Raw genomic sequence first — 22842 nt, 5'->3', positions numbered from 1 at the left:
ATGAGCCTCGCCCGAAACACCCTGGTGCAGTCGACCCTGACGCTGGGCAGTCGAATTCTCGGCTTCGTGCGCGACATGGCGCTGGCGGCGCGCTTCGGCCAGGGACCGATGATGGACGCCTTCACCACGGCGTTGATGCTGCCCAACATGTTCCGCCGCCTGTTCGCCGAGGGCGCCTTCGCCCAGGCCTTCGTGCCGGTCTATGGCGGAGTTCGGGCGCGCGAGGGCGAGGAAGCCGCCGCCGTCACGGCGTCCGAGGCGCTCAGCTTCATGCTCGCGGTCGTCGCCGGCTTCTGCATCCTGCTGCAGGTCGTGATGCCCTGGATCATGCCTTGGCTGCTGTCGGCCTATCGCGACCAGCCGATGGTGCTGCGCGCGGCCGTGATCGCGACCCAGCTGGCCATGCCCTATCTGGCCTGTATGACCGTGGCCTCGCTGCTGTCGGGCGTGCTTAACACGGGTGGTCGGTTCGCCCTGTCGGCGGCGGTTCCGGTGTTTCTGAACCTGTGCACCCTGGCCGCCCTGATGCCGCCGCTGATCCTTCCGATCCCGCAGGAGACGGTGCTGCTGATGGTGACGGCGGCGGTGACGATGTCGGGCCTGATCCAGGCCGGTCTCTTGTGGTGGGGCGTGCGGCGTCTGGGCGTTCGGCTGAAGATCGGCCTGCCGCGCATCACGCCGAACGTGCGTCACACCCTGGCGCTCGCCGTGCCCGGCGCCCTGGCGGGCGGGGCGCTGCAGATCAACTCGCTGGTGTCGCAGTTCCTGACCGGGTCGGACGAGGGCGCGCGTTCGGTGCTGTATAACGCCGATCGCCTTTATCAACTGCCGCTGGGCCTGGTGGGGGTCGCCATCGGCCTGGCCCTGGTGCCGCGCCTGACCAAGGCCTTCGTCGATGGCGATCACGAGGGCGGGCAGAAGACGCTCGACGACGGCATCAACCTGGCTATGGCCTTCACCCTGCCGGCGGCGGTTGCCCTGTTCGTCATTCCCTTCTTCATCATCGACGCGACCGTGACGCGCGGCGCCTTCACCTCGGCCGACGCCGCCCGCACCGCCGACGTTTTGCGTCAGTTCGCCTGGGGCGTGCCGGCCTTCGTCCTGGCCAAGGTTCTGACCCCGCCCTTTTTCGCGCGCCAGGACACGCGCCGTCCGATGATCTTCGCCGTCACCAGCGTGGTCATCACCGTCATCCTGGGCTCGGCCCTGTTCTTTTGGTTCCGCCGTCAGGGCTGGGACGGGGTGCTGGGCCTGGCCATCGCCACCAGCACCTCGGCCTGGGTCAATGTGGCTCTGTTGGGCGGCGTCCTGATCCGCGAGAACAGCTGGCGGCCGTCGCCGGCCTTCCTGTCGCGCATCGCCCGCGTGATCGCCGCCAGCGCCATGATGGCCGCCCTGCTGTTCGCCGCCGACGTCTTCTATCCGCAGCTTAGCCGACTGTTTTTGGCCAAGGAAATCGCTGTCCTGGTGGTCAGCGGCGCCGGGGCCGGGCTTTACGGCTTCTGCCTGCTGGCGTTCCGGGCCGTCACGCTCTCGGAACTGAAGGCCACGCTGAAGCGCGAGCCCGGCGGCGGCGCGGTCTCTGGTCTGGACTGACAGGCGGCGAACCGATAAGCGCGAGACCATGACGACCTCGGGCCTGATCCATGACCTGCGATGGCGCGGCTGAACCGCCGCCTGCCCCGCCACGCCTGCCTTTCGACCTTCCGAGACCCGATCCCATGACCGACCAGACCCCCGCCGTTGCGACTTATGACGGCCCGCGCCGCATCCTGTCCGGCATCCAGGCCTCAGGCGCGCTGCACCTGGGCAACTACCTCGGCGCCCTGAAGCGGTTCGTGGAGCTGCAGGACCAGGGCGCGCCGGTCTATGTCTTCGTCGCCGACATGCACGCCATCACCGTGTGGCAGGATCCGGCCAAACTGACGGCCCAGACGCGCGAGATCGCCGCCGCCTATCTGGCCTCGGGCCTGGATCCGGAAAAGGCGATCATCTTCCCGCAGTCGGCCGTGCGCGCCCATGCGGAACTGGCCTGGATTTTCAACTGCGTCGCCCGCCTCGGCTGGCTCGACCGGATGACCCAGTTCAAGGAGAAGTCGGGCAAGCACAAGGAACGCTCCTCGGTCGGTCTCTACACCTATCCCGTGCTCCAGGCGGCCGACATCCTGCTGTACAAGGCCACCGAAGTGCCGGTGGGCGAGGACCAGAAGCAGCATCTGGAGCTGACCCGCGACATCGCCGCGAAGTTCAACAACGACTTCGGCGTTTCCGGCTTCTTCCCCGTGCCCGAGCCGATCATCCAGGGGCCGGCGACCCGCGTCATGTCCCTGCGGGACGGAGCGGCCAAGATGTCCAAGTCGGACCCGTCCGACAACAGCCGCATCAATCTGACCGACGACGCCGACACGATCGCCTCCAAGATCAAGAAGGCCAAGACCGACCCCGAGCCTTTGCCGGAAACCCTGGACGGCCTGAACGAACGGCCCGAGGCCAAGAATCTGGTCGCCATCTATGCGGCGCTGGCGGGCCTGACCCGCGAACAGGTGATCGCGCAGTTCGGCGGTCAGGGTTTCGGCGCCTTCAAGCCGGCGCTGGCGGACCTGGCGGTGTCGTCCCTGGCGCCCGTGACGGCCGAGATGCGCCGCCTGATGGACGACCCGGCCGAAATCGACCGCGTGCTGAAGGGCGGGGCCGAGCGCGCCGCCGAGGTCGCCGATCCTGTGGTGGACGAGGTCAAGAAGATCGTCGGCTTCTGGAGGGTGTAATGGGCGTCTACGAGGCCAAGGTCGTCTGGACCCGCGGCGACCAGCCCTTTTTGGACAAAGGCTACAGCCGCGCCCATTCCTGGAGCTTCGATGGCGGGGCGGTGGTGCCGGGGTCTTCGGCGCCCTCCAGCGTGCCTATGCCGATGTCCGATCCGGCCGGCGTCGATCCGGAGGAGGCGATGATCGCCTCCCTGTCCAGCTGTCACATGCTGTGGTTCCTGGCCTTCGCCGCCAACGCCGGTCTGGTGGTTGACACCTATGTCGACGAGGCCTCAGGGAAGATGGACAAGGACCCAAACGGCAAACGTTACCTCGCCGAGGTAACGCTGCGCCCCTTCACCAGCTTCACCGGCCGCGAGCCCGATCAGGCCGAGATCGACGCCCTGCATCACCAGGCGCACGACCATTGCGAAATGGCCCATTCGGTCCGCGCGACGATCACGGTCGAGGCGACGGTCGGCTAGGCGGCTCAGCCGTGTGGGACGGCGTCGGTCAGGAAGGCGCCGAAACGGCGCAGGGCTTCGGTCGTCAGTTCCGGATCGTGGCGCATGGGGCCGTTGTTGGTCGGTTCGTCGAAGGCGTGGGTTCCCCCGGCGATCCAGCTTTCGACCTGGGAGCCGCAGTTGCGGATCATGGCGTTGACCTGCTCGGCGTTGCGAACGGTCGTCAGGTGGTCGCGCTTGCAGGTGACGGCCAGGACGCGCGGGCAATGCCGCCAGGGCTTCAGCCGGTTGAAGGCGAACGGTCCGATGTAGGGATAGGCCAGCCACACCGCCTTGACACCGGACAGATCGGCCTCGGCGGGATCGGTCACGCCAAAGGCGCCGGGCGTCGGCGCGCCGCTCATCATCTCCATGATCGACCAGCCGCCGTGGCTCCAGCCGGCCAGGGCCAGCTTCGTCGCATCGACATCGGGGCGGGCCGAAACGCCCTGGATCGCCGCCAGCACGTCGCCCACCCGCTCATAGCCCCGGAACGACAGACCCGTGCAGACCGCCGCCAAGGTGAAGACCCGGCCCCATCCGCGAGGGCCATAGGAATCGACGATGAAGGCGCGCCAGCCCGCCGCCTTGGCGACCTCGGCATAGCGGGGCAGATGATCACGCAGACCCCCGCAGCCATGGAACATCAGCACGGCAGGACGGGGCCGATCGTCGTCCGAGCCCACGACGGTGACATGGGGCTCAAGCCGGGCCCAACGGCGCTTCAGATCATCCATCTTCGACATACGCCGCAGCTTGCCGGCGAAAGCCAGTCCAAAAATCCGGTGCTCAACCGGCGCAGCGCAGCGTCAGGTTCAGCCGGCCGCCGCCGGGGATCAGGCGCGACGATCCGGCCAGAACGCGGTCGACGCCATGACGGGCAAGGCGGGCGGGTCCGGTCAGGGCGCAGACGTCGCCGCTGTCCAGCCTCAACGTCGTGGTGCGTCCGCCCTCCGCCGCGCCGATGCGGAACGTCGCCGTGTCCCCTAGCGACACCGACAGGACGGGCGCGCCGAGATCGGCCTCATCCTTGTCCTGGTGCAGGCCCATCTTCGCCGCATCGCGATACAGATTGACCAGACAGGCGTCCGGCGGCGTGGGCCAGCCGACCGTGGCGTGCCACAGATCGAGCAGCACAGTCGGGATCGCCGGCCAGGGTCGCCCGGTCTCGGGATGGGTCGACTGATAGCGATAGCCGCCCCGGTCGGAGACCCAGCCCAGCGGACCGAAGTTGGTCATCTGAACCGAAAAAGGCCGCCCGCCCGGCGTGGTCGGCCGATACAGCGGCGCGTCATCAAGCCGGGCGAACACCTCGGCGACCAGATCAGCCTGCGCCGCGGCATCGAGCGCCCCCGGCCAGAGCCGGAAGCCCTCGACGGCGGTCTTCACCTCAACGGGTGTAGGTGTATTCGCTGACCTCACAGACATTGATGCGCGACCGCGTCAGCTCCTGACCGTTGGTGAACTCGGCCTTGAAGTCATAGATGCAGGCGCCCGAGCCGTCATCGATGTTGATGCGCACATCCTGCCCGCTTTCCAGAACGTCCGAGCCCAGGATGTCCTCTTCCCAGTCGTCGCTGCGTGAATCCGACGCGTAGAAGCGCAGCATGGTCCAGCCGGTGCGGTTCTTGATGGTGACGTGCCGATCATAGCCGTCACGCGACTGGATGACCGGCGCCCCAGCAGGCGGCGCGGCGGCGGCCGCAGAGCCGATCAGAACGGCCGCGGCGACGGCCGCCTTGAGCATGGTCTTGATCATTGTTTCCTCTCCCTTCCTTCATCGCGGTCCCCAGAGCGCGATGGCAAATCTTATGCCTGATGATCGCAATCTGCGCATCTTCGAATTTCACCGTTCTTCGAAAGCGTTGAATCGCATAACGCCCTTGCGTGCGGGGGGGATTTTCCCATATCGGGGCCAGCTTCGGAGAAACCCCGCGAAACTTGGGGCTATCCAGCCTGATCCACGCCAACCCAACCGGGGGCGGTCACGCGCGGCGCTTCGTCGAAGGCCGCCGCATCGCCCGCCGAACCAGAGAGACTGAAGAACACATGGCCAAGATTATCGGCATCGACCTGGGCACCACCAACTCGTGCGTCGCCGTCATGGACGGCAAGACGCCGAAGGTGATCGAAAACGCCGAGGGCAACCGCACGACCCCGTCGGTCGTGGCGATCCAGGACGGCGCGGAAGTGCTGGTGGGCCAACCCGCCAAGCGCCAGGCCGTCACCAACCCGTCCAACACCTTCTTCGCGATCAAGCGCCTGATCGGCCGCAATTTCGATGATCCCGTCGTCGCCAAGGACAAGGGCATGGTGCCCTATGAGATCGTCAAGGGCCCGAACGGCGACGCCTGGGTGCGCGCCTTCGGCAAGGACTATTCTCCGCAGCAGATTTCGGCCTTCACCCTGACCAAGATGAAGGAAGCGGCCGAGGCCTATCTGGGCGACAAGGTCACCCAGGCCGTGATCACCGTGCCGGCCTACTTCAACGACAGCCAGCGTCAGGCGACCAAGGACGCCGGCAAAATCGCCGGCCTGGAAGTGCTGCGCATCATCAACGAGCCGACCGCGGCGGCCCTGGCCTATGGTCTGGAAAAGAACGACGGCCAGAAGATCGCCGTCTACGACCTGGGCGGCGGCACCTTCGACGTCTCGATCCTGGAGATCGGCGACGGCGTGTTCGAGGTGAAGTCGACCAACGGCGACACCTTCCTGGGCGGCGAAGACTTCGACCTGCGTCTGGTCGACTACCTGGCCGACGAGTTCAAGAAGGAGCAGTCGGTCGACCTGCGGCAGGACAAGCTGGCCCTGCAGCGCCTGAAGGAAGAGGCCGAAAAGGCCAAGAAGGAGCTGTCGACCACGACCCAGTACGAGGTCAATCTGCCGTTCATCACCATGAACGCCTCGGGTCCGCTGCACCTGAACATCAAGCTGACGCGCGCCAAGCTGGAAAGCCTGGTCGAGGATCTGGTCCAGCGCACGATCGAGCCGTGCAAGAAGGCCCTGGCCGACGCCGGCCTGAAGGCCTCGGACATCGACGAAGTGGTGCTGGTCGGCGGCATGACCCGCATGCCCAAGGTCGTGGAAGCCGTGAAGGCCTTCTTCGGCAAGGAGCCGCACAAGGGCGTGAACCCTGACGAAGTCGTGGCCCTGGGCGCCGCCGTTCAGGCCGGCGTTCTGCAAGGCGACGTCAAGGACGTGCTGCTGTTGGACGTGACGCCGCTGACCCTGGGCATCGAAACCCTGGGCGGCGTGTTCACGCCTCTGATCGAGCGCAACACGACGATCCCGACCAAGAAGAGCCAGACCTTCTCGACCGCCGACGACAACCAGTCGGCCGTGACGATCCGGGTCTTCCAGGGCGAGCGTCCGATGGCGTCGGACAACAAGATGCTGGGTCAGTTCGACCTGATGGGCATTCCGCCGGCGCCGCGCGGCATGCCGCAGATCGAGGTCGCCTTCGACATCGACGCCAACGGCATCGTCAACGTCTCGGCCAAGGACAAGGCGACCAACAAGGAGCAGTCGATCCGCATCCAGGCGAACGGCGGCCTGTCGGACGCCGACATCGACAAGATGGTCAAGGAAGCCGAGGCCAACGCCGCCACCGACAAGGCCAAGAAGGATCTGGTCGAGGCGCAGAACGCCGCCGACAGCCTGATCCATTCGACCGAAAAGGCCCTGGCCGAGCACGGCGACAAGGTGGGCGCGGACGAGAAGACGGCCATCGAGACCGGCCTGGCCGAGCTGAAGACTGCGCGCGAAGGCACCGACCCGGAAGACATCCGCGCCAAGACCAACACCCTGGTCCAGGCCTCGATGAAGCTGGGTGAAGCCATGTACGCCCAGCAGCAGGGCGACGCCGCCGCCGAAGGCCAGCCGGCCGACGACGGCGTGGTCGACGCCGAGTTCGAGGAAGTGTCGGACACGGACGGCGACGACAAGAAGAGCGCCTGATCCGTCACAGGTCGCTGAAATGATACGGCCCCGCTTGTCTTGCGATAGGCGGGGCCTTTTCATGAAACTTGCATCATTGGTCCCGGACCCCATGTCAGCCGGGACATCGATTTCGACCAACGCTCGATAAGAGGCGAGGCGAAAGCGAACGGGGAAGTATGAGGACGAACGCCCGATGGCGCGTGATTATTACGAAGTTCTGGGTGTCGAACGCACGATCGACGCCCCCGGCCTGAAAGCCGCCTACCGCAAGCTGGCCATGGTTCACCACCCCGACCGCAACGGCGGCTCGGAAGAATCGATGGCCAAGTTCAAGGAACTGTCCGAGGCCTATACGGTGCTGTCGGACGACAACAAGCGCGCGGCCTATGATCGTTACGGCCATGCGGGCGTGAACGGCGGCGGGGGCGGCAATCCCTTCGGCCAGGGCGGCCAGGGCTTTTCGGACATCAACGACATCTTCTCCCAGGTCTTCGGCGATGCGTTCGGCGACGCCTTCGGCGGACGCCAGGGCCGGGGCCAGCAGGGCGGACCGCGCCGGGGCTCGGACCTGCGCTACGATCTGGAGATCACCCTGGAGCAGGCCTACAAGGGCGAAGACGTCGAGATCGACATCCCCTCGACCATGACCTGCGACACCTGCGAGGGGTCGGGCGCCAAGCCGGGCACCAAGCCCGTCACCTGCACCACCTGCCAGGGCGCCGGTCGCGTGCGCCAGGCCAACGGCTTCTTCCAGGTCGAACGCACCTGCCCCCGCTGCCACGGCCAGGGCCAGATGATCGCCGATCCCTGCACCACCTGCCACGGGCATGGCCAGGTTCGCAAAACCCGCACCCTGAACCTGAAAATCCCGGCCGGCGTGGACGACGGTTCGCGCATCCGTCTGTCGGGCGAGGGGGATGCGGGCCAGCGCGGCGGACCGCGCGGCGATCTGTACGTCTTCATCTCGGTCACGCCGCACGACCTGTTCGAGCGCGACAACCTGGACCTGCTGGTCACCGTGCCCGTGCCGATGACGGTGGCGGCCCTGGGCGGCGAAATCGACGCGCCCTGCCTGGTCTCCACGGCCTGCGACGGCAAGTGCAAGGCCTCGGTCGCCGTGCCGGCCGGCGCCCAGACCGGCAAGACCGTGCGCATCAAGGGCAAGGGCATGCCTCATCTGAACGGCCGCAACCGCGGCGATCTGGTTGTCGAGCTGTTCGTCGAGACGCCCACCGATCTGACCGCGCGCCAGCGTGAGTTGCTGGAAGAGCTTGCCCTGTCGTTCGGGGAGGGGCAGAACCCCAGGAATTCCAGCTTTGCCGGAAAGGCGAAGCGTTTCTGGGCCGACATCCTGGGCAATCAGGACGCGGACGGGTCGAAAGAGAACGCGGTTTGAGCGCAATCTTCCACGCCGGCATTTCCGGCTATCGCGGCCGGATGGGGCGTGCGGTCTCTCAGGTTCTGGACGCCCGCGAGGACGTGGTGGTCGCCGCCCGCTTCGATTGGGGCGAAACCGCCGACCTGTCGCTGTGCGACGTAATCATCGACTTCTCGACCCCGGCCGCCTCGGTGGCCTTGGCCCAGGGCGCAGCCGAGCGGGGCGGCCCGGCCCTGGTGATCGGTTCGACCGGCTTCACGGACGAGCAGGAGGCCGACCTGATGAAGGCCGCCGAGAAGGTCGCCATCGTCAAGAGCGGCAACTTCTCTCTGGGCGTGAACATCCTGATCGGCCTGGTCCAGCACGCGGCCCAGCGTCTGGACGCCCAGGACTGGGACATCGAGATCACCGAGGCCCACCACCGCCGCAAGGTCGATTCACCCTCGGGCACGGCCCTGATGTTGGGCGAAGCCGCCGCCGAGGGGCGGTTCGCGGATCTGGATGACCTGCGCTCCAAACCCTACGACGGGGTCCAGGGCGAGCGTGAGAGCGGCAAGATCGGCTTCTCCTCCATCCGCGCCGGCGGCATCATCGGTGAGCATACGGTGCTGTTCGCATCGGAAGACGAGGTGCTGACCCTGAGCCATTCGGCGATCGATCGGTCGCTGTTCGCCAAGGGCGCGGTCGCCGCCGCCGCCTGGGTGCGGACGCGCGGCCCCGGTCTCTATGACATGCAGGACGTGCTTGGCTTTCGGCAGGCTTAAGCCTGGGGCGCTGCGCGCCGCGCTATGGTCGCGACGCGGTCGCTCACGACTTGAGCGCTAAAAGAGATTAAGCCGCGTCTTCCTGAACAGGCAGGCCGTAGGCTTCCCACAGCGAGCGATCCTTCAGCGCCTTGGCGAGGAAGGCGACGTGGGCGGCCTGTTCCTCGGGCGTGGAGCGTGGCGCCAGAGGGCGGGGACGCTGGCCGTAGGCGGCGGTTTCGATGGCGCCGCCGGGACCACGACCGACCGGCGCGGACGACAGGTCCAGCACCCGCTCCTTGCCGCCGCGAAGCTCCAGATAGACCTCGGCCAGCAGACGGGCGTCGATCAGGGCGCCGTGCAGCGTCCGCTCGACCAGCGACACCTTGTAGCGTTTGCACAGGGCGTCCAGCGAGTTGGGCATGCCCGGAAACCGCGTCTGGGCCAGTTTCAGCGTATCGATCCAGCGCGCCTCGCCGGTGATCGGCCGGCCGCACCGCGCATATTCGAAGTCGATGAAGTTGCGGTCGAAGGCGGCGTTGTGGGCGATCATCTGCGCATCGCCGATAAATTCGATCAGCTCGTCGGCAATCTCGGCGAACTTGGGCGCATCCTTGACCTTTTCGTCGGTGATGCCGTGAACCCGGATGGCGTCGGGCGGGATCAGCCTCTCGGGATTGACGAACCGATGGAAGGTCCGCCCCGTCGGCAGCAGATCCTGAATCTCGATACAGCCGACCTCGATCAGCCGGTCGCCCGTCTTGGGGTCGAAGCCGGTGGTTTCGGTATCCAGAACGATCTCGCGCGCCATTCACCCTTAATGGCGGCATTCGCCTCAGCGCGAAAGGCTCGCCGCGCCGCGCCGGGGAGATATCCACGACGGGTCGAGAACGGCGGCGACGATCGCCTCGACCTCGGCCCGAGCAGCCTCCAAACCCCGGCCGGTGTTGATGACGAAATCGGCGCGGGCGCGCTTTTCGGCGTCCGGCATCTGGCGCGCCAGGATGGCGTCGAACCGTTCGCGGGTCATGCCGGGACGGGCCAGAACACGCTCCGCCTGGATCGCCGGATCGGCGGTGACCACAACCACGGCGTCGACAGCCCTGTCCCCACCCGTCTCGAACAGCAGGGGGATGTCCAGAACCGCCAGTTTCACACCGGCCGTGCGCGCCGCCTCCAGATCGGCCGCGCGCCCCTGGGCGACCAGGGGGTGGACGATGGTTTCCAGATGTCGAAAGGCGGTCTCGTCTTTCCCAAGCGCCTCGGCCAGACGCGTGCGATCGACCGCGCCGTCCACGACGACCCCGGGAAAGGCTTCGCCTACCGGACCGACCGCCGCACCGCCTGGCGCATAGAGGCGGTGAACTGCATCGTCGGCGTTCCAGACGACCGCGCCCAGGTCGGCGAACATGGCCGTCGTCGTCGACTTGCCCATGCCGATGGAGCCGGTGAGGCCGAGCAGGATCATGCCGTCTCGCCCAGATGGGTCATCAACAGGGCGCGAAGATCGAGAGGCGGCGGCGGGCGACGGAACAGGGCTTCAAACGACGGCGCCGCCTGGCCGATCAACATGGCCAATCCATCCACCGTAGGCAGGCCGCGTTCGCGCGCCGCCGTCAGAAACGGCGTGGCCAGCGGCTTGTAGGTCATGTCCATCACCACCGTGCCGGGCGCGATCCGGTCGAAGTCGATGCTGGGCGCAACGCTGAGCGCATTGATGACCAAGGCTGCGCCGTCAAAAGCGTCATCGGCCGCCATGACCCGAACCGATGGTCCAAGATCGACGGCCAAAGCCTCGGCGCGTTCGGGCGAACGGTTGACGATGCGCACCTCGGCGCCGGCCTCGACCAGGGCGCCTGACCCTGCTCGGGCCGCGCCACCGGCGCCCAGCACCACCACCGGCCGCCCGGCCACGCCCAGGTCCGGCGCCTGTTCCCTCAGGCCGCGCATCAGGCCGATCCCGTCGGAACTGTCGGCCAGCACCCGGCCGTTTTCGAACTGCAGGATGTTGGCCGAGGACGTCAGCCGCGCCGCCGCCGTCGCCTGATCCGCCAAGGCGAAGGCCTGTTCCTTGAACGGGGCGGTGACGTTCAGTCCCATGATCAGACCGGCGCGTCCCGCCGCGACCAGCGCCTCGAACCCGGCCGCATCGGCAGGGGCGAAGGGGACATAGGCGCCGTCGATCCCGCCGGCCGTCAGCCAGGCGTTGTGGATGACCGGGCTGAGCGAATGGGCGACCGGATTTCCGGCGATCCCGGCGACCATGGCGGCCCCGGTTATGCGGTGCGTGCTCATGCCGCGATCACCCCCGCGCGACGCAGCTCTTTCAACACCGGCCAGAGCGGCAGGCCCAGCACTGTGAAATAGTCGCCGTCCACCGCTTCGAACAGCTGCGAGCCCAGCCCCTCGAGCCGGTAGGAGCCGACGCAGGACAGCAGGGCCTCGCCCTCGGCCGCCAGATAGGCGTCGAGGAAGGCGTCCGAGAAATCGCGCATCCGCATCTGAACCGTATCGACGCCGGACCAGACGATCTGGCCCTTCATCGCCAGCGCTGCGCCGGAATGCAGTTGGTGAGACTTGCCGCGCATGGCCTTCAGCCGCTCGCGGGCCGCGTCCAGAGACTTGGCCTTGGAGACCAGGCCGCCGTCAAAGGCCAGGGTCTGATCCGAGCCCAGCACCCAGGCGGTCTCGTCGTCGCGCGAAACGGCCAGGGCCTTGGCTTCCGCGAGACGAACGGCGAGGGCGGCGGCGTCCAGATCGGTCGAGACGGCCTTGATGGCATCCTCGTCCACATCGGCGACGCGCACCTCGAAGGCGACGCCGGCGTTTTCCAGCATGGCGCGGCGAGCCGCGCTCTTGGACGCCAGGATGAGAGTTCCGCGCTCAAGCAGCCCGGAGGGCGATAGCGCAGCAGGAATGCTTTTCACCAGGTCGTCCCGATCTTGTGGTTGCGATGCTCGCTCAGCAGATTGGTGATCGCCGCCGCCGTCTCCTCCACCGAGCGGCGGGTCACGTCGATCGTGGGCCAGCCGCGCCGCTCGAAGGCCCGCCGGGCCTTGATCGTCTCGTCGCGCACGGCGTCCTGATCGGTATAGTTCGACGACTGGCTGGCGTTCAGATTGTCAATGCGGTTGCGGCGGATCTGAACCAGCCGATCCGGCGACACGGTCAAGCCGATCACCAGGGGATTCTTCAGCTTGGTCAGCCGCTCGCCGTCCTCCTGACCCGGCACCAGGGGCACGTTGGCCGCCCGAATGCCCCGGTGGGCCAGATAGATGCAGGTCGGGGTCTTGGACGTCCGGCTGACCCCGCACAGAACGACGTCGGCGCCCTCCAGCTGATCCAGCGAGCCCTGGCCGTCATCGTAGGCCATGGCGAAGTCCAGCGCCGCGATACGGTTGAAATAGTCGTGGTCCAGCGCGTGCTGGGCGCCGACGCGGGTGGACAGGGCCGCGCCGAGATAGCGCGACATGGCGCCGACCAAGGGATCCAGCGCGCCGATCTGGGGCATGTCCAGGCGACGGCAGCCCTCTTCCAGCTGTTCGCGCAGATCGCGGTCGACCAGGGTGTGGAGAACGACGCCTGGCGCGGACTCCACTTCCTGCAGCACCCGCTCCATCTGCTTTGACGATCGCACCAGAGAATAGATGTGCTCGATCGGAATGACGCCGTCGAAACGCGCGGTCACCGCCTTGGCCATGGCGTTCAAGGTCTCGCCGGTGGAGTCCGACACCAGGTGAACGTGGAAATAGGTGGCCAGACGGGCTGGTCCCGAGGGTCTCGCAGGGCTCATGAGACTGTCTGTCTCCCTGTTGAAAGTTGGGGGACGGCGTTGGACCGTCGGGGCGCCGTTTTTCTTAGCCGCTGATCGATCCGCCCGCGAGCGGGGATGATGGTGGATCGCATTGGTCGTCCGCCGCTGGATCATCCCAAGGCGGAAAACCGAATTTCCAACCGCTGTGGAAAATCCTAATGAAAGGTTAACGACGCTTAACCGCGTTCACAGCCGCAAGCCCCCGCAAACCCTTGCCCGTTAAGGTTTCGTTAGGGATTGTCCACCGGCGGGATCAGTCGTTTCGACATCCCCGTTAACGATACGCCAGGCGTGGATATCCGCTTTTGTTCCGCCGCCGCCGATCGAGTCATCCCCGCCATTCCACCGCCCTACCTGCCACTTCGAATCTTTTAATTCTTAATCTGATTAGGGATTGAGAGCGGGGGGCTGTGACCTTAATCCTCCGGCATGACCGATCAGACCCAGACTGCCGATCCGACACCCCTGGTGCTTCGGACTCTCCGCGGGGAGACGTTGGAGCGTCCGCCGGTGTGGTTCATGCGCCAGGCCGGTCGGTATCTGCCGGAGTATCGCAAGCTGAGGGCCGAGGCGCCCGACTTCATCGCCTTCTGTCTGAACCCCGAAATGGCCGCCGAGGCGACGCTTCAACCGATGCGCCGGTTCGGCTTCGATGCGGCGATCGTCTTCGCCGACATCCTGCTGATCCCGCGCGCCCTGGGCCAGGACGTCTGGTTCGAGACGGGGGAGGGGCCGCGCTTGGGAGAAATGCCGATCCCGGGTCGGATGGCCGAACTGGCCCCGGCGGCGGGCGAGCATCTGTCGGCGGTGGGCGAGACCCTGTCCATCGTGCGCGCGGCCCTGGAGCCGGAACGGGCTCTGATCGGCTTCGCCGGCGCCCCCTGGACCGTGGCGACCTATATGCTGGACGGCCAGGCGCGCACCATCGGCAAGGGCGAGCGCGCCCAGGCCCGCACCTACGCCTATGCCGATCCCGAGCGTGTCGACGAGACGCTGGAGGTTCTGGTCGAGGCCACGGCCCGATATCTGAAGATGCAGGCCGACGCCGGCGCCCAGGTTCTGAAGATCTTCGAGAGCTGGGCCGAGGGCTTGCCGGACGACCTGTTCGAAAGACTGGTCCTGAAGCCCCACCAGGCGCTGGTGAAGCGCACGCGGGAGCTGGGGGTCACCGTACCCCTCATCGGCTTCCCACGGGGCTCTGCGGCGCTCGCAGAGCGGTATGCCGAGGCGGTTGAGGTCGACGCCGTCGCCCTGGACACCGCCTGCCCGCTCGAGGTCGGTAAACGCGTGCAGCGGATCAAGCCGATCCAGGGGGCGCTCGACCCGCTGTTGCTGCGCGCCGGCGGCGATCTGCTAGATCGACGCGTTGACCAGCTGATGGAGGCCTGGGGGCAGGGGCCCTGGCTGTTCAACCTGGGCCACGGCATCCTGCCGGACGTGCCGATCGACCATGTCGAGCAGGTTCTGAGACGGATCGGCGCCCAATGAGCGAAGCGACCCCCGGCCGCCGCATTGCGGTGGTGCTGTTCAATCTCGGCGGGCCGGACGATCAGGCTTCAATCAAGCCGTTCCTGTTCAACCTGTTCAACGATCCGGCCATCATCGGCCTTCCGGGGATCTTGCGCACGCCTCTGGCTAGGTTGATCTCCAGCCGGCGCGAAACCAGCGCCCAGGCCAACTACGCCCTGATGGGCGGAGGATCTCCGCTGCTGCCCGAAACCCGTCGTCAGGCCGAGGCTTTGCAGGCGGTGCTTGGCGCGCGGCTGGGCGGCGATGAGGTCAAGGTCTTCATCGCCATGCGCTACTGGCATCCGCTGACCGAGGAGACGGCCGCCGAGGTCGCCGCGTTCGGACCCGACGAGGTCGTCCTGCTGCCGCTCTATCCGCAGTTTTCGACCACGACGACGGAATCCTCGTTGAAGGCCTGGAACGCCGCCTATGCCGGGCCGGGCGTCAGCCGCGCCGTCTGCTGCTATCCGGCCGCCACAGGCTGGGTCGAGGCCCAGGCCCAGGCGATCGGCGAGAAGCTGGACGAGGCGGTGGGCCAGCCGGTGCGGGTGCTGTTCTCAGCCCACGGCATCCCCGAGAAGCTGGTGACCGGCAAGGGCGATCCCTACCAGGAGCAGATCGAGACGACGGTCGCCGCCGTCGTCGCCGCCATCGAGGCGCAGCGCGGGCCGATCGACCACGCCATATGCTACCAAAGCCGGGTCGGGCCGATGAAATGGCTGGGCCCGTCAACGCCCGAAGCCATTGAAACCGCGGCCAAAGACGGCGTCGGCGTGGTCGTCACGCCCATCGCCTTCGTCTCAGAGCATATCGAGACCCTGGTCGAGCTGGATATCGAATACGGCGAACTGGCCCACGAAAAAGGGGCCAGTCCCTATTTGCGGGCGCCGGCGGTGGGGATCGCGCCGCTGTTCATCGACGCCTTGGCCGATGCGGCGGTGGGCGCACTGTCCCACAGAGGCGTCGCGCCGTTCGGCCAGGGGTGCAAGGCGGACTGGAAGGCCTGTCCGCATCGCAAGGCAAGGCAGGCGGCATGAACACCTATGATCTCGCACGCGGGCTGCACATTCTGGCGGTGATCGCCTGGATGGCGGGTTTGCTGTTCCTGCCTCGGCTCTACGCCTATGACGCCGAGCAGAACGCCAAACCCGAACCGCTGAAAAGCGAGATGCAGACGCTGTTGCGCCTGTGGCAGACGCGGCTGCTGCGCATCATCCTGAACCCGGCGATGATCCTGGCGTGGGTCTTCGGCCTGTGGCTGATCCACATCGACGTCTCGGCGCGCGGCGCCGCCTTCCTGGCCGAGCCGTGGATGGTCGCCAAGCTGGCGGGCGTCTTCCTGCTCAGCGGCTGGCATGGCTTCCTGGCGGCGCAAAGGAAGAAGATCGCGGCCGGCACGTCGAAATATTCAGGCAAGTTCTGGCGCATGACCAACGAGGTTCCGTTTGTTCTGGCCATCCTAATGGTGCTGTCAGTGACGACGGAGTGGACGTTCCGTTAAGCGGCTCCGCTTGACCTTACCCGCCGCCTGTGGTTCCGCTGGCGGCGAACCGTTCGGCGTCCTGCGCAGGCGGTCCCTCTCTTTCGTGACGCCTGCAGGCCTTGTAGCCAGCGGGAGCCCGTCGCACCTCCCTTCGGCCTTCCGGCCAGACATTTTCAGAGACCCGCGCCGCAGCCGTCTGGCCGCGTGCGCCCGCGAGCCTGCATCATGACCGACGTCCGCGACGCTAATCCCGACACTCCCGAGACCGAAGGCGTGGAGGTTGAAACCCCCACCCATCACGGGGCCGCGCACGAAGCCGGCGAGGCGGCGGGCGCCGATTCCGGCGTGGACACGACGGCGGACGACGAAGAGGACGGCGAGCCCGTCGTCGCCAACGGCCGCATTACGCTGGCCGAACTGAACGAGAAGACGCCGGCTGACCTGGTCGCCTTCGCTGAACAGCTGGAGGTCGAGAACGCCTCGAACCTGCGCAAACAGGATCTGCTGTTCGCCATACTGAAGGCCCTGGCCGACGAAGAAGTCGAGATCATCGCCGACGGCGTGCTGGAAATCCTGCCGGACGGCTTCGGCTTTCTGCGCAGCTCGGACGCCAACTATCTGCCGGGGCCGGACGACGTCTATGTCTCGCCGTCGCAGATCCGCCGCTTCGGCCTGCGTTCGGGCGACACCGTCCACGGGGCCGTCCGCGCGCCGCGCGAAGGCGAACGCTACTTCGCCTTGCTCAAGGTCGACACGATCAATCTGGAAGACCCCGAAGCGGTCAAGACCAAAGTCCTGTTTGACAACCTGACGCCCCTCTATCCCGAAGAGCGGCTGCACATGGAAATCCAGGATCCGACGCTGAAGGATCGCTCCGGCCGGGTCATCGATATCGTCGCGCCTCTGGGCAAGGGCCAACGCTGCCTGATCGTGGCGCCGCCGCGCGTGGGTAAGACGGTGATGTTGCAGAACATCGCCAAGTCGATCGAGCGGAACCACCCGGAAGTCTTGCTGATCGTCCTGCTGATCGACGAACGTCCCGAAGAAGTGACGGACATGCAGCGCACGGTGAAGGGCGAGGTTGTCGCCTCCACCTTCGACGAGCCGGCCACCCGCCACGTCGCGGTCGCCGAAATGGTGATCGAAAAGGCCAAGCGTCTGGTCGAGCACAAGAAGGACGTGGTGATCCTGCTCGACTCCATCACGCGTCTGGGCCGGGCCTACAACGCCACCGTCCCCTCGTCGGGCAAGGTGCTGACGGGCGGTGTGGACGCCAACGCCCTACAACGGCCCAAGCGCTTCTTCGGCGCGGCCCGCAATGTGGAGCAGGGCGGTTCGCTGACCATCATCGCCACGGCCCTGATCGACACCGGCAGCCGCATGGACGAAGTGATCTTCGAAGAGTTCAAGGGCACCGGCAACTCGGAAATCGTGCTGGATCGCAAGGTCGCCGACAAGCGCATCTTCCCCGCCATCGACGTGTTGAAGTCCGGCACCCGCAAGGAGGACCTGATCACGCCGAAGGATCAGCTGGCCAAGACCTATGTCCTGCGCCGCATCCTGAACCCCATGGGTCCGCAGGACGCGATCGAGTTCCTACTCGACAAGCTTCGTCAGTCGAAGAACAACTCGGACTTCTTCCAGTCGATGAACACCTGATCCGTTTTTCCTGAGGTAGCCGCGTGCCGCGCGTGCGGCGTCAGGATGGAAGAAGCGTTTCACGTGAAACAGGAAATCGCGCAATGAAGGTCAATGTGGAAGTCGAGTGCACACCGGCGGAGGCGCGCGCATTCCTCGGTCTGCCGGACGTGACGCCGCTGAACGACGCCATGGTCGCGGAGATGCAGAAGCGGATGGAGGCCAATGTCGCCGCTATGCAGCCTGACGAACTGATGAAAACCTGGACCAGCTTCGGCCTCCAGGCCCATGACCAGTTCCGTCGGCTGATGGAAGCGGCGGTGAAGTGAGCACGCGCTCGCTTCGGAGCCGCTCGGTCTGAGTTGATGATCAACACCATCTTCGCCTTGGCGACGCCGTCCGGCCAAGGGGCCATTGCGGTGATCCGTCTGTCGGGCCCCGGCGTCGAGACCGCGTTGACGGCGCTGGGCGCAACCCGCGTGAAACCGCGCATGGCGTCCGTGCGCGATCTCAGCCATGCCGGCGATCACATCGACCAAGCGCTGGTGCTGCGTTTCGTCGCGCCCAACAGCTATACGGGTGAGGATGCCGCCGAGCTGCATCTTCACGGCGGTCGGGCGATTGTCGAGTCCGCCAGCCGCGCCTTGATCGCGCTGGGCTTGCGCCCGGCCGACCCCGGCGAGTTTACGCGCCGCGCCTTCCAGAACGGCCGCATGGATCTGGCGCAGGCCGAGGCGGTCGCCGATCTGATCGATGCAGAAACCAGCGCCCAGGCCAAACAAGCCTTGGGGCAGTTGGACGGAAAACTGAGCGAGACCTATGCCGGTTTCCGTCGTGACCTTCTTCAAGCCTTGGCCTTGGTCGAGGCGGAGATCGATTTTCCCGATGAAGAGGTGCCGGACAATCTGGCCCGTACGGCGGGGCCAGTGCTGGACCGACTCGGCGCCGACCTGCGACGCGCGGTCGATACGGGGCGGCGTGGCGAACGGGTGAGGGAAGGCTATCGCATCGTCCTGATCGGAGAGACGAACGCCGGCAAGTCGTCGCTGTTCAATGCGCTGGTTGCGCGTGAAGCGGCCATCGTGACGCCGATCGCCGGCACCACGCGTGATGTGCTGGACGCCGATCTGGTGATCGGCGGCTATGCCGTGACCTTGTCGGATACGGCTGGCTTGAGAGACAGCGATGACCCGGTCGAGGCAGAGGGTGTGCGCCGCGCCCGGATGCGCGCCGAACAAGCCGACTTGCGTCTTTGGATCCGTGCGCCTGGCGACCCTGAAGGGGTGGCTGCAGGTTACGTCAAGGATGACGATCTGATCGTGGCGACCAAGTCCGACCTTGGCCTCAGTTTAGCACGCGGCGTCCATGAGACTCTGGCGGTCAGCACCACCACTGGCGATGGCTTGGCCGAGCTTCGGGACTGGATTGCTGCCCGTCTTGCGCAAGATCTGTCAGGCGCTGACTTCCCAGCTGTGACCCAGGAACGGCATCGGCTGCGTTTGCTTGAGGCGCTGGAAAGCGTCGACGCCGCGCGCGTTGCGATCAATGTCGCGCCGGAAATGGCTGGCGATGATCTGAGACGGGCTGCCGACGCTCTGGCCCGCGTCACCGGTGCGATCGGCGTCGAGGACATTCTGGGCGAAGTCTTCTCGACCTTTTGTATCGGAAAGTAGGTCCAGCCATACCAGCGTTTCACGTGAAACAGAGGCGGGTCGCGAGCCGATCTGATTAGCCCACCTCTGGCGATCATACGCGTTTTGGCTTATGTGGCGGCCATGAATTCTTCCTCTGATCTCGTGTTCGACGTCGTCGTTATCGGCGGCGGCCATGCCGGCTGTGAAGCGGCGGCGGCTTCTGCGCGCGCCGACGCCAACACGGTTCTGTTGACCCAGAAGCTGGAGACGATTGGCGAGATGTCGTGCAACCCGGCCATCGGAGGGCTGGGGAAGGGCCATCTGGTTCGCGAGATCGACGCCATGGACGGCGTCATGGGACGGCTGGCCGATGTGTCCGGCATCCAATTCCGCCTGCTTAACCGATCCAAAGGCGCCGCCGTTCGGGGCCCGCGCAGCCAGATCGACCGCCGCCTCTACCGCGAGGCCATGCAGGCCGAACTGAAGGGCACGCCCAACCTGACTCTGATGGCGGGGACGGCCGAGCGGCTTATTCTTGAAGGTAATCGGGTCGTCGGCGTCGTGACCGGCGACGGAGAGACGGTTCGGGCTGCGGCAGTCGTCCTGACGACCGGCACCTTCCTGAACGGGGTCATCCATCGCGGCGACGAGCGAACGCCGGCGGGGCGGCATGGTGAGGAGCCCTCGACGGGTCTGGCCGCCGATCTTCATGCCGCCGACCTGATGATGGGACGTCTGAAGACAGGCACGCCCGCACGCCTGGACGGTCGGACGATCGCCTGGGACCGGCTGGAAATGCAGGAAGCGGACAATACGCCGTCAGCCTTTTCCTTCCTGACCGACCGGATCGACGTGCCCCAGATCGCCTGCGGCGTGACCCACACGACCGAAGAGACTCACCGGATCATCGCGGAGAATCTGGGCGAGAGCGCTGTCTATGGCGGCAAGCTGTCGGGACGGGGGCCGCGGTATTGTCCGTCGATCGAGGACAAGGTTGTTCGGTTCGCCGACAAGACCAGCCATCAGATTTTCCTAGAGCCGGAAGGCTTGGACGATCCGACGGTGTATCCGAATGGAATTTCGACCTCGGTATCGGAGCCGACGCAACTCGCCTTCCTACGCACCATTCCCGGCCTGGAAGCGGTTGAGGTTTTCCGATACGGCTACGCCATCGAATACGACTACGTCGATCCGCGCGAGCTGACAGCGGCGCTGGAGGTCAAGAAGCGTCCCGGGCTGTATCTTGCCGGACAGATCAACGGCACGACCGGCTATGAGGAAGCGGCGGCTCAGGGTCTGATGGCGGGGCTGAACGCCGCGCGGTCAGCGGCCGGGCAGGAGCCGGTGATCCTGGGGCGTGATCAGGCCTATATCGGCGTCATGATCGACGATCTGGTGACGCGCGGCGTCACCGAACCGTATCGGATGTTCACAAGCCGAGCGGAATACCGGCTGACCCTGCGAGCGGACAATGCCGACCTTCGGCTCACACCCTTTGCGATCGAGCTGGGCATCGTCGGCAATGAGCGGCGCATTCGGTTTGACGCCAAGGCCTCGGCGCTTGCGGCAGCGAGTGCTGTTTCACGTGAAACACTGTTCACGCCCAACGAGGCTGGCGCGCTCGGCATTTCGGTCAATGCTGACGGTCGGCGACGGTCGATGCGCGAACTGCTCGCCTTCCCCGATGTGACTTTGGATCAGTTCGTTTCGGCCGTGCCCGTCATCGGCGACTGGACCGATGATGTTCGCGAGCAGATTCAAATCGACGCTGGCTACGCCAACTATCTGGATCGACAGTCGCAGGATGCGGATGCGCTGAAGGCGGAGGAGGGACTGACGCTTCCGACCGATCTCGACTATGGCGCCGTTGGCGGCTTGTCGAATGAGGTGAAGGAAAAGCTGGCGCGCGTCCAACCGCGCACCTTGGGCCAGGCTGGCCGGATCGAGGGCATGACGCCTGGCGCTTTGACGGCGCTCTTGGCCTATGTGAAGCGCGCGCCCAAGGCGTCGGTCGCCGCTTGATGTTGGAGGCAGAACAAGAGGCGTTCCGCGTACGCGCCAATGCATCTGCGGAACAGATCGCCGACCTCGAGGCCTTTCGACTGCGGTTGGTCGAGGCCAATGCGGTGATGAATCTGGTCGGCCCGGACAGTCTGCCGGACTTCTGGAACCGCCATGTCTGGGATAGTGCGCAACTGCTGGATCTAGCGCCGGACGCGAAGACTTGGGCGGATATGGGGGCAGGGGCCGGCTTTCCCGGACTGGTCCTTTCCATCATGCTGAAGGGGCGGGAAGGGGCGCATGTCTGGCTGATCGATAGCTTGGCGAAGCGCTGTCGATTTCTTCAGGAAGTGGTGGATGCGCTGTCCTTGCCGGCAACGGTCATCGTCGGTCGGGCTGAAGCGCAGTCCGTGACGTGTGACATCGTCACCGCCCGCGCCGTGGCCCCGATGGACAAACTGTTGGGTTATGCACAGCCCTACTTCCAAAGAGGTGCACAAGGTCTGTTCCTGAAGGGGGAACGTGCCGAATCCGAGTTGATCGAAGCGCGTAAATCCTGGCATTTCGAGGCTGAACTGGCCCCGTCGCAAAGCGACGTGCGCGGCCGCATCGTGACAATCCGGAGCCTCCGACGTGCCCGCTCAACGCGCTAGAAAGCCCGCCCGCGTCCTCGCCGTGTCCAACCAGAAGGGCGGGGTGGGCAAGACGACGACGGCGATCAACCTCGGCACTGCGCTGGCCGCCATCGGCGAGCGGGTGCTGATCGTGGATATGGACCCGCAGGGCAATGCCTCGACGGGGTTGGGTGTTCCACGTGAAACACGGCGCGTCACCATCTACGATGTTGTCGTGGATCAGCGCTCCATCGCCGATGCCTCAGTGCAGACGACGGTGCCGGGTCTGTGGATCGTGCCCGCCGACGCCGACATGTCGGGCGTCGAGATCGAACTGAGCCAGGCGGACCGGCGGTCCTATCGGCTGCGCGATGCCCTGCGCGCCCACGACGACGGACCTACCGCGTATGACTATGTGCTGATCGACTGCCCCCCGTCGCTGAACCTTTTGACGCTGAATGCTATGGCGGCGGCGGACGCGGTGCTGGTGCCGCTGCAATGCGAGTTCTTTGCCCTGGAAGGCCTGAGTCAGCTGATGCGCACCATCGACATGGTCAAGCACAGCCTCAACCCATCGCTGGAAATCCAGGGCCTGGTCCTGACAATGTTCGACCGTCGCAGCGCCCTGTCGGGCCAGGTGGCCAACGACGTGCGCGCTCACTTTGGCGACAAGGTCTATGAGAGCGTCATCCCACGTAACGTCCGCGTCGCCGAGGCGCCGTCTTTCGGCAAGCCCGCACTGATCTATGATCTGAAGTGCGCCGGCAGCCAGGCCTATTTGCGACTGGCCAAGGAAGTGGTGAAGCGCGAACGCCAGCGCCTGAAGCTGGCCGCCTGAGTTT

Annotated in this window: 23 protein-coding genes; 15 read left to right on the top strand and 8 right to left on the bottom strand. The window is 66.0% G+C overall.

The features are described 5' to 3' along the window. From murJ to HF680_RS09345, 3 genes are all read left to right on the top strand, one after another. Complete coding sequence (gene murJ, locus HF680_RS09355; protein WP_045810969.1) at window positions 1–1596, top strand: murein biosynthesis integral membrane protein MurJ; 1596 nt, start codon at window positions 1–3, stop codon at window positions 1594–1596. Between the two features lie 125 nt (window positions 1597–1721). After that, window positions 1722–2765: a tryptophan--tRNA ligase gene (gene trpS / locus HF680_RS09350; protein ID WP_045810968.1), complete on the top strand. Its 1044-nt coding sequence runs from the start codon at window positions 1722–1724 to the stop codon at window positions 2763–2765. Continuing rightward, the gene (locus tag HF680_RS09345) at window positions 2765–3229 is read left to right on the top strand and encodes an OsmC family protein (protein ID WP_045810967.1); all 465 of its coding nucleotides are present in this window, start codon (window positions 2765–2767) and stop codon (window positions 3227–3229) included. The genes trpS and HF680_RS09345 overlap by 1 nt, the downstream gene beginning before the upstream one ends. Window positions 3230–3234: 5 nt before the next feature. Here HF680_RS09345 and HF680_RS09340 read toward each other — a convergent pair whose 3' ends face one another. The 3 genes from HF680_RS09340 to HF680_RS09330 are packed head-to-tail and all read right to left on the bottom strand — an operon-like array spanning window position 3235 to window position 5006. Beyond that, window positions 3235–3993, bottom strand: a complete 759-nt coding sequence (locus HF680_RS09340) for a dienelactone hydrolase family protein (RefSeq protein WP_235968926.1) — start codon at window positions 3991–3993, stop codon at window positions 3235–3237. Between the two features lie 43 nt (window positions 3994–4036). After that, window positions 4037–4675: an alpha-ketoglutarate-dependent dioxygenase AlkB gene (locus tag HF680_RS09335; RefSeq protein ID WP_045810966.1), complete on the bottom strand. Its 639-nt coding sequence runs from the start codon at window positions 4673–4675 to the stop codon at window positions 4037–4039. Beyond that, window positions 4638–5006 carry a hypothetical protein gene (locus HF680_RS09330; protein ID WP_045810965.1) on the bottom strand — a complete coding sequence of 123 codons (369 nt, stop codon included), beginning with the start codon at window positions 5004–5006 and terminating at the stop codon, window positions 4638–4640. Before HF680_RS09330 ends, HF680_RS09335 begins: the two co-directional genes overlap by 38 nt. 257 nt (window positions 5007–5263) lie before the next feature. Between HF680_RS09330 and dnaK the strand changes: the two genes are divergently transcribed. The 3 genes from dnaK to dapB all read left to right on the top strand — a co-directional run bounded on the left by dnaK (window position 5264) and on the right by dapB (window position 9328). After that, the gene (gene dnaK, locus HF680_RS09325) at window positions 5264–7204 is read left to right on the top strand and encodes a molecular chaperone DnaK (protein WP_255353582.1); all 1941 of its coding nucleotides are present in this window, start codon (window positions 5264–5266) and stop codon (window positions 7202–7204) included. A 175-nt stretch (window positions 7205–7379) separates the two neighbouring features. Continuing rightward, entirely contained in the window at window positions 7380–8582 is a 1203-nt protein-coding gene (gene dnaJ / locus HF680_RS09320) for a molecular chaperone DnaJ (RefSeq protein ID WP_045810964.1), read from the top strand. Continuing rightward, window positions 8579–9328, top strand: coding sequence for a 4-hydroxy-tetrahydrodipicolinate reductase (gene dapB / locus HF680_RS09315; protein ID WP_045810963.1), 750 nt, complete (start codon window positions 8579–8581; stop codon window positions 9326–9328). Before dnaJ ends, dapB begins: the two co-directional genes overlap by 4 nt. Window positions 9329–9395: 67 nt before the next feature. Here dapB and dnaQ read toward each other — a convergent pair whose 3' ends face one another. From dnaQ to HF680_RS09290, 5 genes are read right to left on the bottom strand one after another with little or no spacing between them, the layout of a single operon-like run. Continuing rightward, a complete protein-coding gene (dnaQ, locus tag HF680_RS09310) occupies window positions 9396–10118 on the bottom strand; it encodes a DNA polymerase III subunit epsilon (RefSeq protein ID WP_045810962.1) in 723 nt (240 codons plus the stop codon). 24 nt (window positions 10119–10142) lie between these two features. Next, on the bottom strand, window positions 10143–10775 hold the full coding sequence (gene coaE / locus HF680_RS09305) for a dephospho-CoA kinase (protein ID WP_045810961.1): 633 nt from the start codon (window positions 10773–10775) through the stop codon (window positions 10143–10145). Next, window positions 10772–11602 (bottom strand): shikimate dehydrogenase family protein, encoded by an 831-nt coding sequence (locus HF680_RS09300; protein WP_185224865.1) that lies wholly within the window; start codon window positions 11600–11602, stop codon window positions 10772–10774. Before HF680_RS09300 ends, coaE begins: the two co-directional genes overlap by 4 nt. Then, entirely contained in the window at window positions 11599–12234 is a 636-nt protein-coding gene (locus HF680_RS09295; RefSeq protein ID WP_317134036.1) for a Maf family protein, read from the bottom strand. Before HF680_RS09295 ends, HF680_RS09300 begins: the two co-directional genes overlap by 4 nt. After that, on the bottom strand, window positions 12231–13100 hold the full coding sequence (locus HF680_RS09290) for a pyruvate, water dikinase regulatory protein (RefSeq protein WP_045810959.1): 870 nt from the start codon (window positions 13098–13100) through the stop codon (window positions 12231–12233). The genes HF680_RS09295 and HF680_RS09290 overlap by 4 nt, the downstream gene beginning before the upstream one ends. 450 nt (window positions 13101–13550) lie before the next feature. On the opposite strand from HF680_RS09290, the gene hemE reads away from it, so the two are divergent. From hemE to HF680_RS09245, 9 genes are all read left to right on the top strand, one after another. Then, window positions 13551–14609, top strand: a complete 1059-nt coding sequence (gene hemE, locus HF680_RS09285) for a uroporphyrinogen decarboxylase (protein WP_185224864.1) — start codon at window positions 13551–13553, stop codon at window positions 14607–14609. Continuing rightward, the gene (hemH, locus tag HF680_RS09280) at window positions 14606–15667 is read left to right on the top strand and encodes a ferrochelatase (protein ID WP_185224863.1); all 1062 of its coding nucleotides are present in this window, start codon (window positions 14606–14608) and stop codon (window positions 15665–15667) included. Before hemE ends, hemH begins: the two co-directional genes overlap by 4 nt. Further along, window positions 15664–16131 carry a CopD family protein gene (locus HF680_RS09275; protein ID WP_185224862.1) on the top strand — a complete coding sequence of 156 codons (468 nt, stop codon included), beginning with the start codon at window positions 15664–15666 and terminating at the stop codon, window positions 16129–16131. Before hemH ends, HF680_RS09275 begins: the two co-directional genes overlap by 4 nt. 207 nt (window positions 16132–16338) lie before the next feature. After that, entirely contained in the window at window positions 16339–17772 is a 1434-nt protein-coding gene (gene rho, locus HF680_RS09270; protein ID WP_185224861.1) for a transcription termination factor Rho, read from the top strand. An 83-nt stretch (window positions 17773–17855) separates the two neighbouring features. Beyond that, window positions 17856–18080: a DUF6489 family protein gene (locus tag HF680_RS09265; protein ID WP_045810954.1), complete on the top strand. Its 225-nt coding sequence runs from the start codon at window positions 17856–17858 to the stop codon at window positions 18078–18080. Between the two features lie 36 nt (window positions 18081–18116). After that, window positions 18117–19424, top strand: a complete 1308-nt coding sequence (gene mnmE, locus HF680_RS09260) for a tRNA uridine-5-carboxymethylaminomethyl(34) synthesis GTPase MnmE (protein ID WP_045810953.1) — start codon at window positions 18117–18119, stop codon at window positions 19422–19424. A 102-nt stretch (window positions 19425–19526) separates the two neighbouring features. Continuing rightward, window positions 19527–21407, top strand: a complete 1881-nt coding sequence (gene mnmG / locus HF680_RS09255) for a tRNA uridine-5-carboxymethylaminomethyl(34) synthesis enzyme MnmG (protein WP_185224860.1) — start codon at window positions 19527–19529, stop codon at window positions 21405–21407. After that, window positions 21407–22039 (top strand): 16S rRNA (guanine(527)-N(7))-methyltransferase RsmG, encoded by a 633-nt coding sequence (rsmG, locus tag HF680_RS09250; protein ID WP_185225044.1) that lies wholly within the window; start codon window positions 21407–21409, stop codon window positions 22037–22039. Before mnmG ends, rsmG begins: the two co-directional genes overlap by 1 nt. After that, window positions 22020–22838, top strand: a complete 819-nt coding sequence (locus HF680_RS09245) for a ParA family protein (protein ID WP_039246649.1) — start codon at window positions 22020–22022, stop codon at window positions 22836–22838. The genes rsmG and HF680_RS09245 overlap by 20 nt, the downstream gene beginning before the upstream one ends. Window positions 22839–22842: the final 4 nt, after the last annotated feature.

Source organism: Brevundimonas huaxiensis (assembly GCF_014218725.1).
Classification (GTDB): Bacteria; Pseudomonadota; Alphaproteobacteria; order Caulobacterales; family Caulobacteraceae; genus Brevundimonas; species Brevundimonas huaxiensis.
This window is presented reverse-complemented; position numbering and strand designations above follow the sequence as displayed.

What these genes read in the sequence shown, in the direction of transcription:
- murJ (WP_045810969.1), top strand. Translation starts at nt 1, where the DNA reads ATGAGCCTCGCCCGAAACACCCTGGTGCAGTCGACCCTGACGCTGGGC.
- trpS (WP_045810968.1), top strand. Translation starts at nt 1,722, where the DNA reads ATGACCGACCAGACCCCCGCCGTTGCGACTTATGACGGCCCGCGCCGC.
- HF680_RS09345 (WP_045810967.1), top strand. Translation starts at nt 2,765, where the DNA reads ATGGGCGTCTACGAGGCCAAGGTCGTCTGGACCCGCGGCGACCAGCCC.
- HF680_RS09340 (WP_235968926.1), bottom strand. Translation starts at nt 3,993, where the DNA reads ATGTCGAAGATGGATGATCTGAAGCGCCGTTGGGCCCGGCTTGAGCCC.
- HF680_RS09335 (WP_045810966.1), bottom strand. Translation starts at nt 4,675, where the DNA reads ATGTCTGTGAGGTCAGCGAATACACCTACACCCGTTGAGGTGAAGACC.
- HF680_RS09330 (WP_045810965.1), bottom strand. Translation starts at nt 5,006, where the DNA reads ATGATCAAGACCATGCTCAAGGCGGCCGTCGCCGCGGCCGTTCTGATC.
- dnaJ (WP_045810964.1), top strand. Translation starts at nt 7,380, where the DNA reads ATGGCGCGTGATTATTACGAAGTTCTGGGTGTCGAACGCACGATCGAC.
- dnaQ (WP_045810962.1), bottom strand. Translation starts at nt 10,118, where the DNA reads ATGGCGCGCGAGATCGTTCTGGATACCGAAACCACCGGCTTCGACCCC.
- coaE (WP_045810961.1), bottom strand. Translation starts at nt 10,775, where the DNA reads ATGATCCTGCTCGGCCTCACCGGCTCCATCGGCATGGGCAAGTCGACG.
- HF680_RS09300 (WP_185224865.1), bottom strand. Translation starts at nt 11,602, where the DNA reads ATGAGCACGCACCGCATAACCGGGGCCGCCATGGTCGCCGGGATCGCC.
- HF680_RS09290 (WP_045810959.1), bottom strand. Translation starts at nt 13,100, where the DNA reads ATGAGCCCTGCGAGACCCTCGGGACCAGCCCGTCTGGCCACCTATTTC.
- hemE (WP_185224864.1), top strand. Translation starts at nt 13,551, where the DNA reads ATGACCGATCAGACCCAGACTGCCGATCCGACACCCCTGGTGCTTCGG.
- hemH (WP_185224863.1), top strand. Translation starts at nt 14,606, where the DNA reads ATGAGCGAAGCGACCCCCGGCCGCCGCATTGCGGTGGTGCTGTTCAAT.
- HF680_RS09275 (WP_185224862.1), top strand. Translation starts at nt 15,664, where the DNA reads ATGAACACCTATGATCTCGCACGCGGGCTGCACATTCTGGCGGTGATC.
- rho (WP_185224861.1), top strand. Translation starts at nt 16,339, where the DNA reads ATGACCGACGTCCGCGACGCTAATCCCGACACTCCCGAGACCGAAGGC.
- HF680_RS09265 (WP_045810954.1), top strand. Translation starts at nt 17,856, where the DNA reads ATGAAGGTCAATGTGGAAGTCGAGTGCACACCGGCGGAGGCGCGCGCA.
- mnmE (WP_045810953.1), top strand. Translation starts at nt 18,117, where the DNA reads ATGATCAACACCATCTTCGCCTTGGCGACGCCGTCCGGCCAAGGGGCC.
- mnmG (WP_185224860.1), top strand. Translation starts at nt 19,527, where the DNA reads ATGAATTCTTCCTCTGATCTCGTGTTCGACGTCGTCGTTATCGGCGGC.
- rsmG (WP_185225044.1), top strand. Translation starts at nt 21,407, where the DNA reads ATGTTGGAGGCAGAACAAGAGGCGTTCCGCGTACGCGCCAATGCATCT.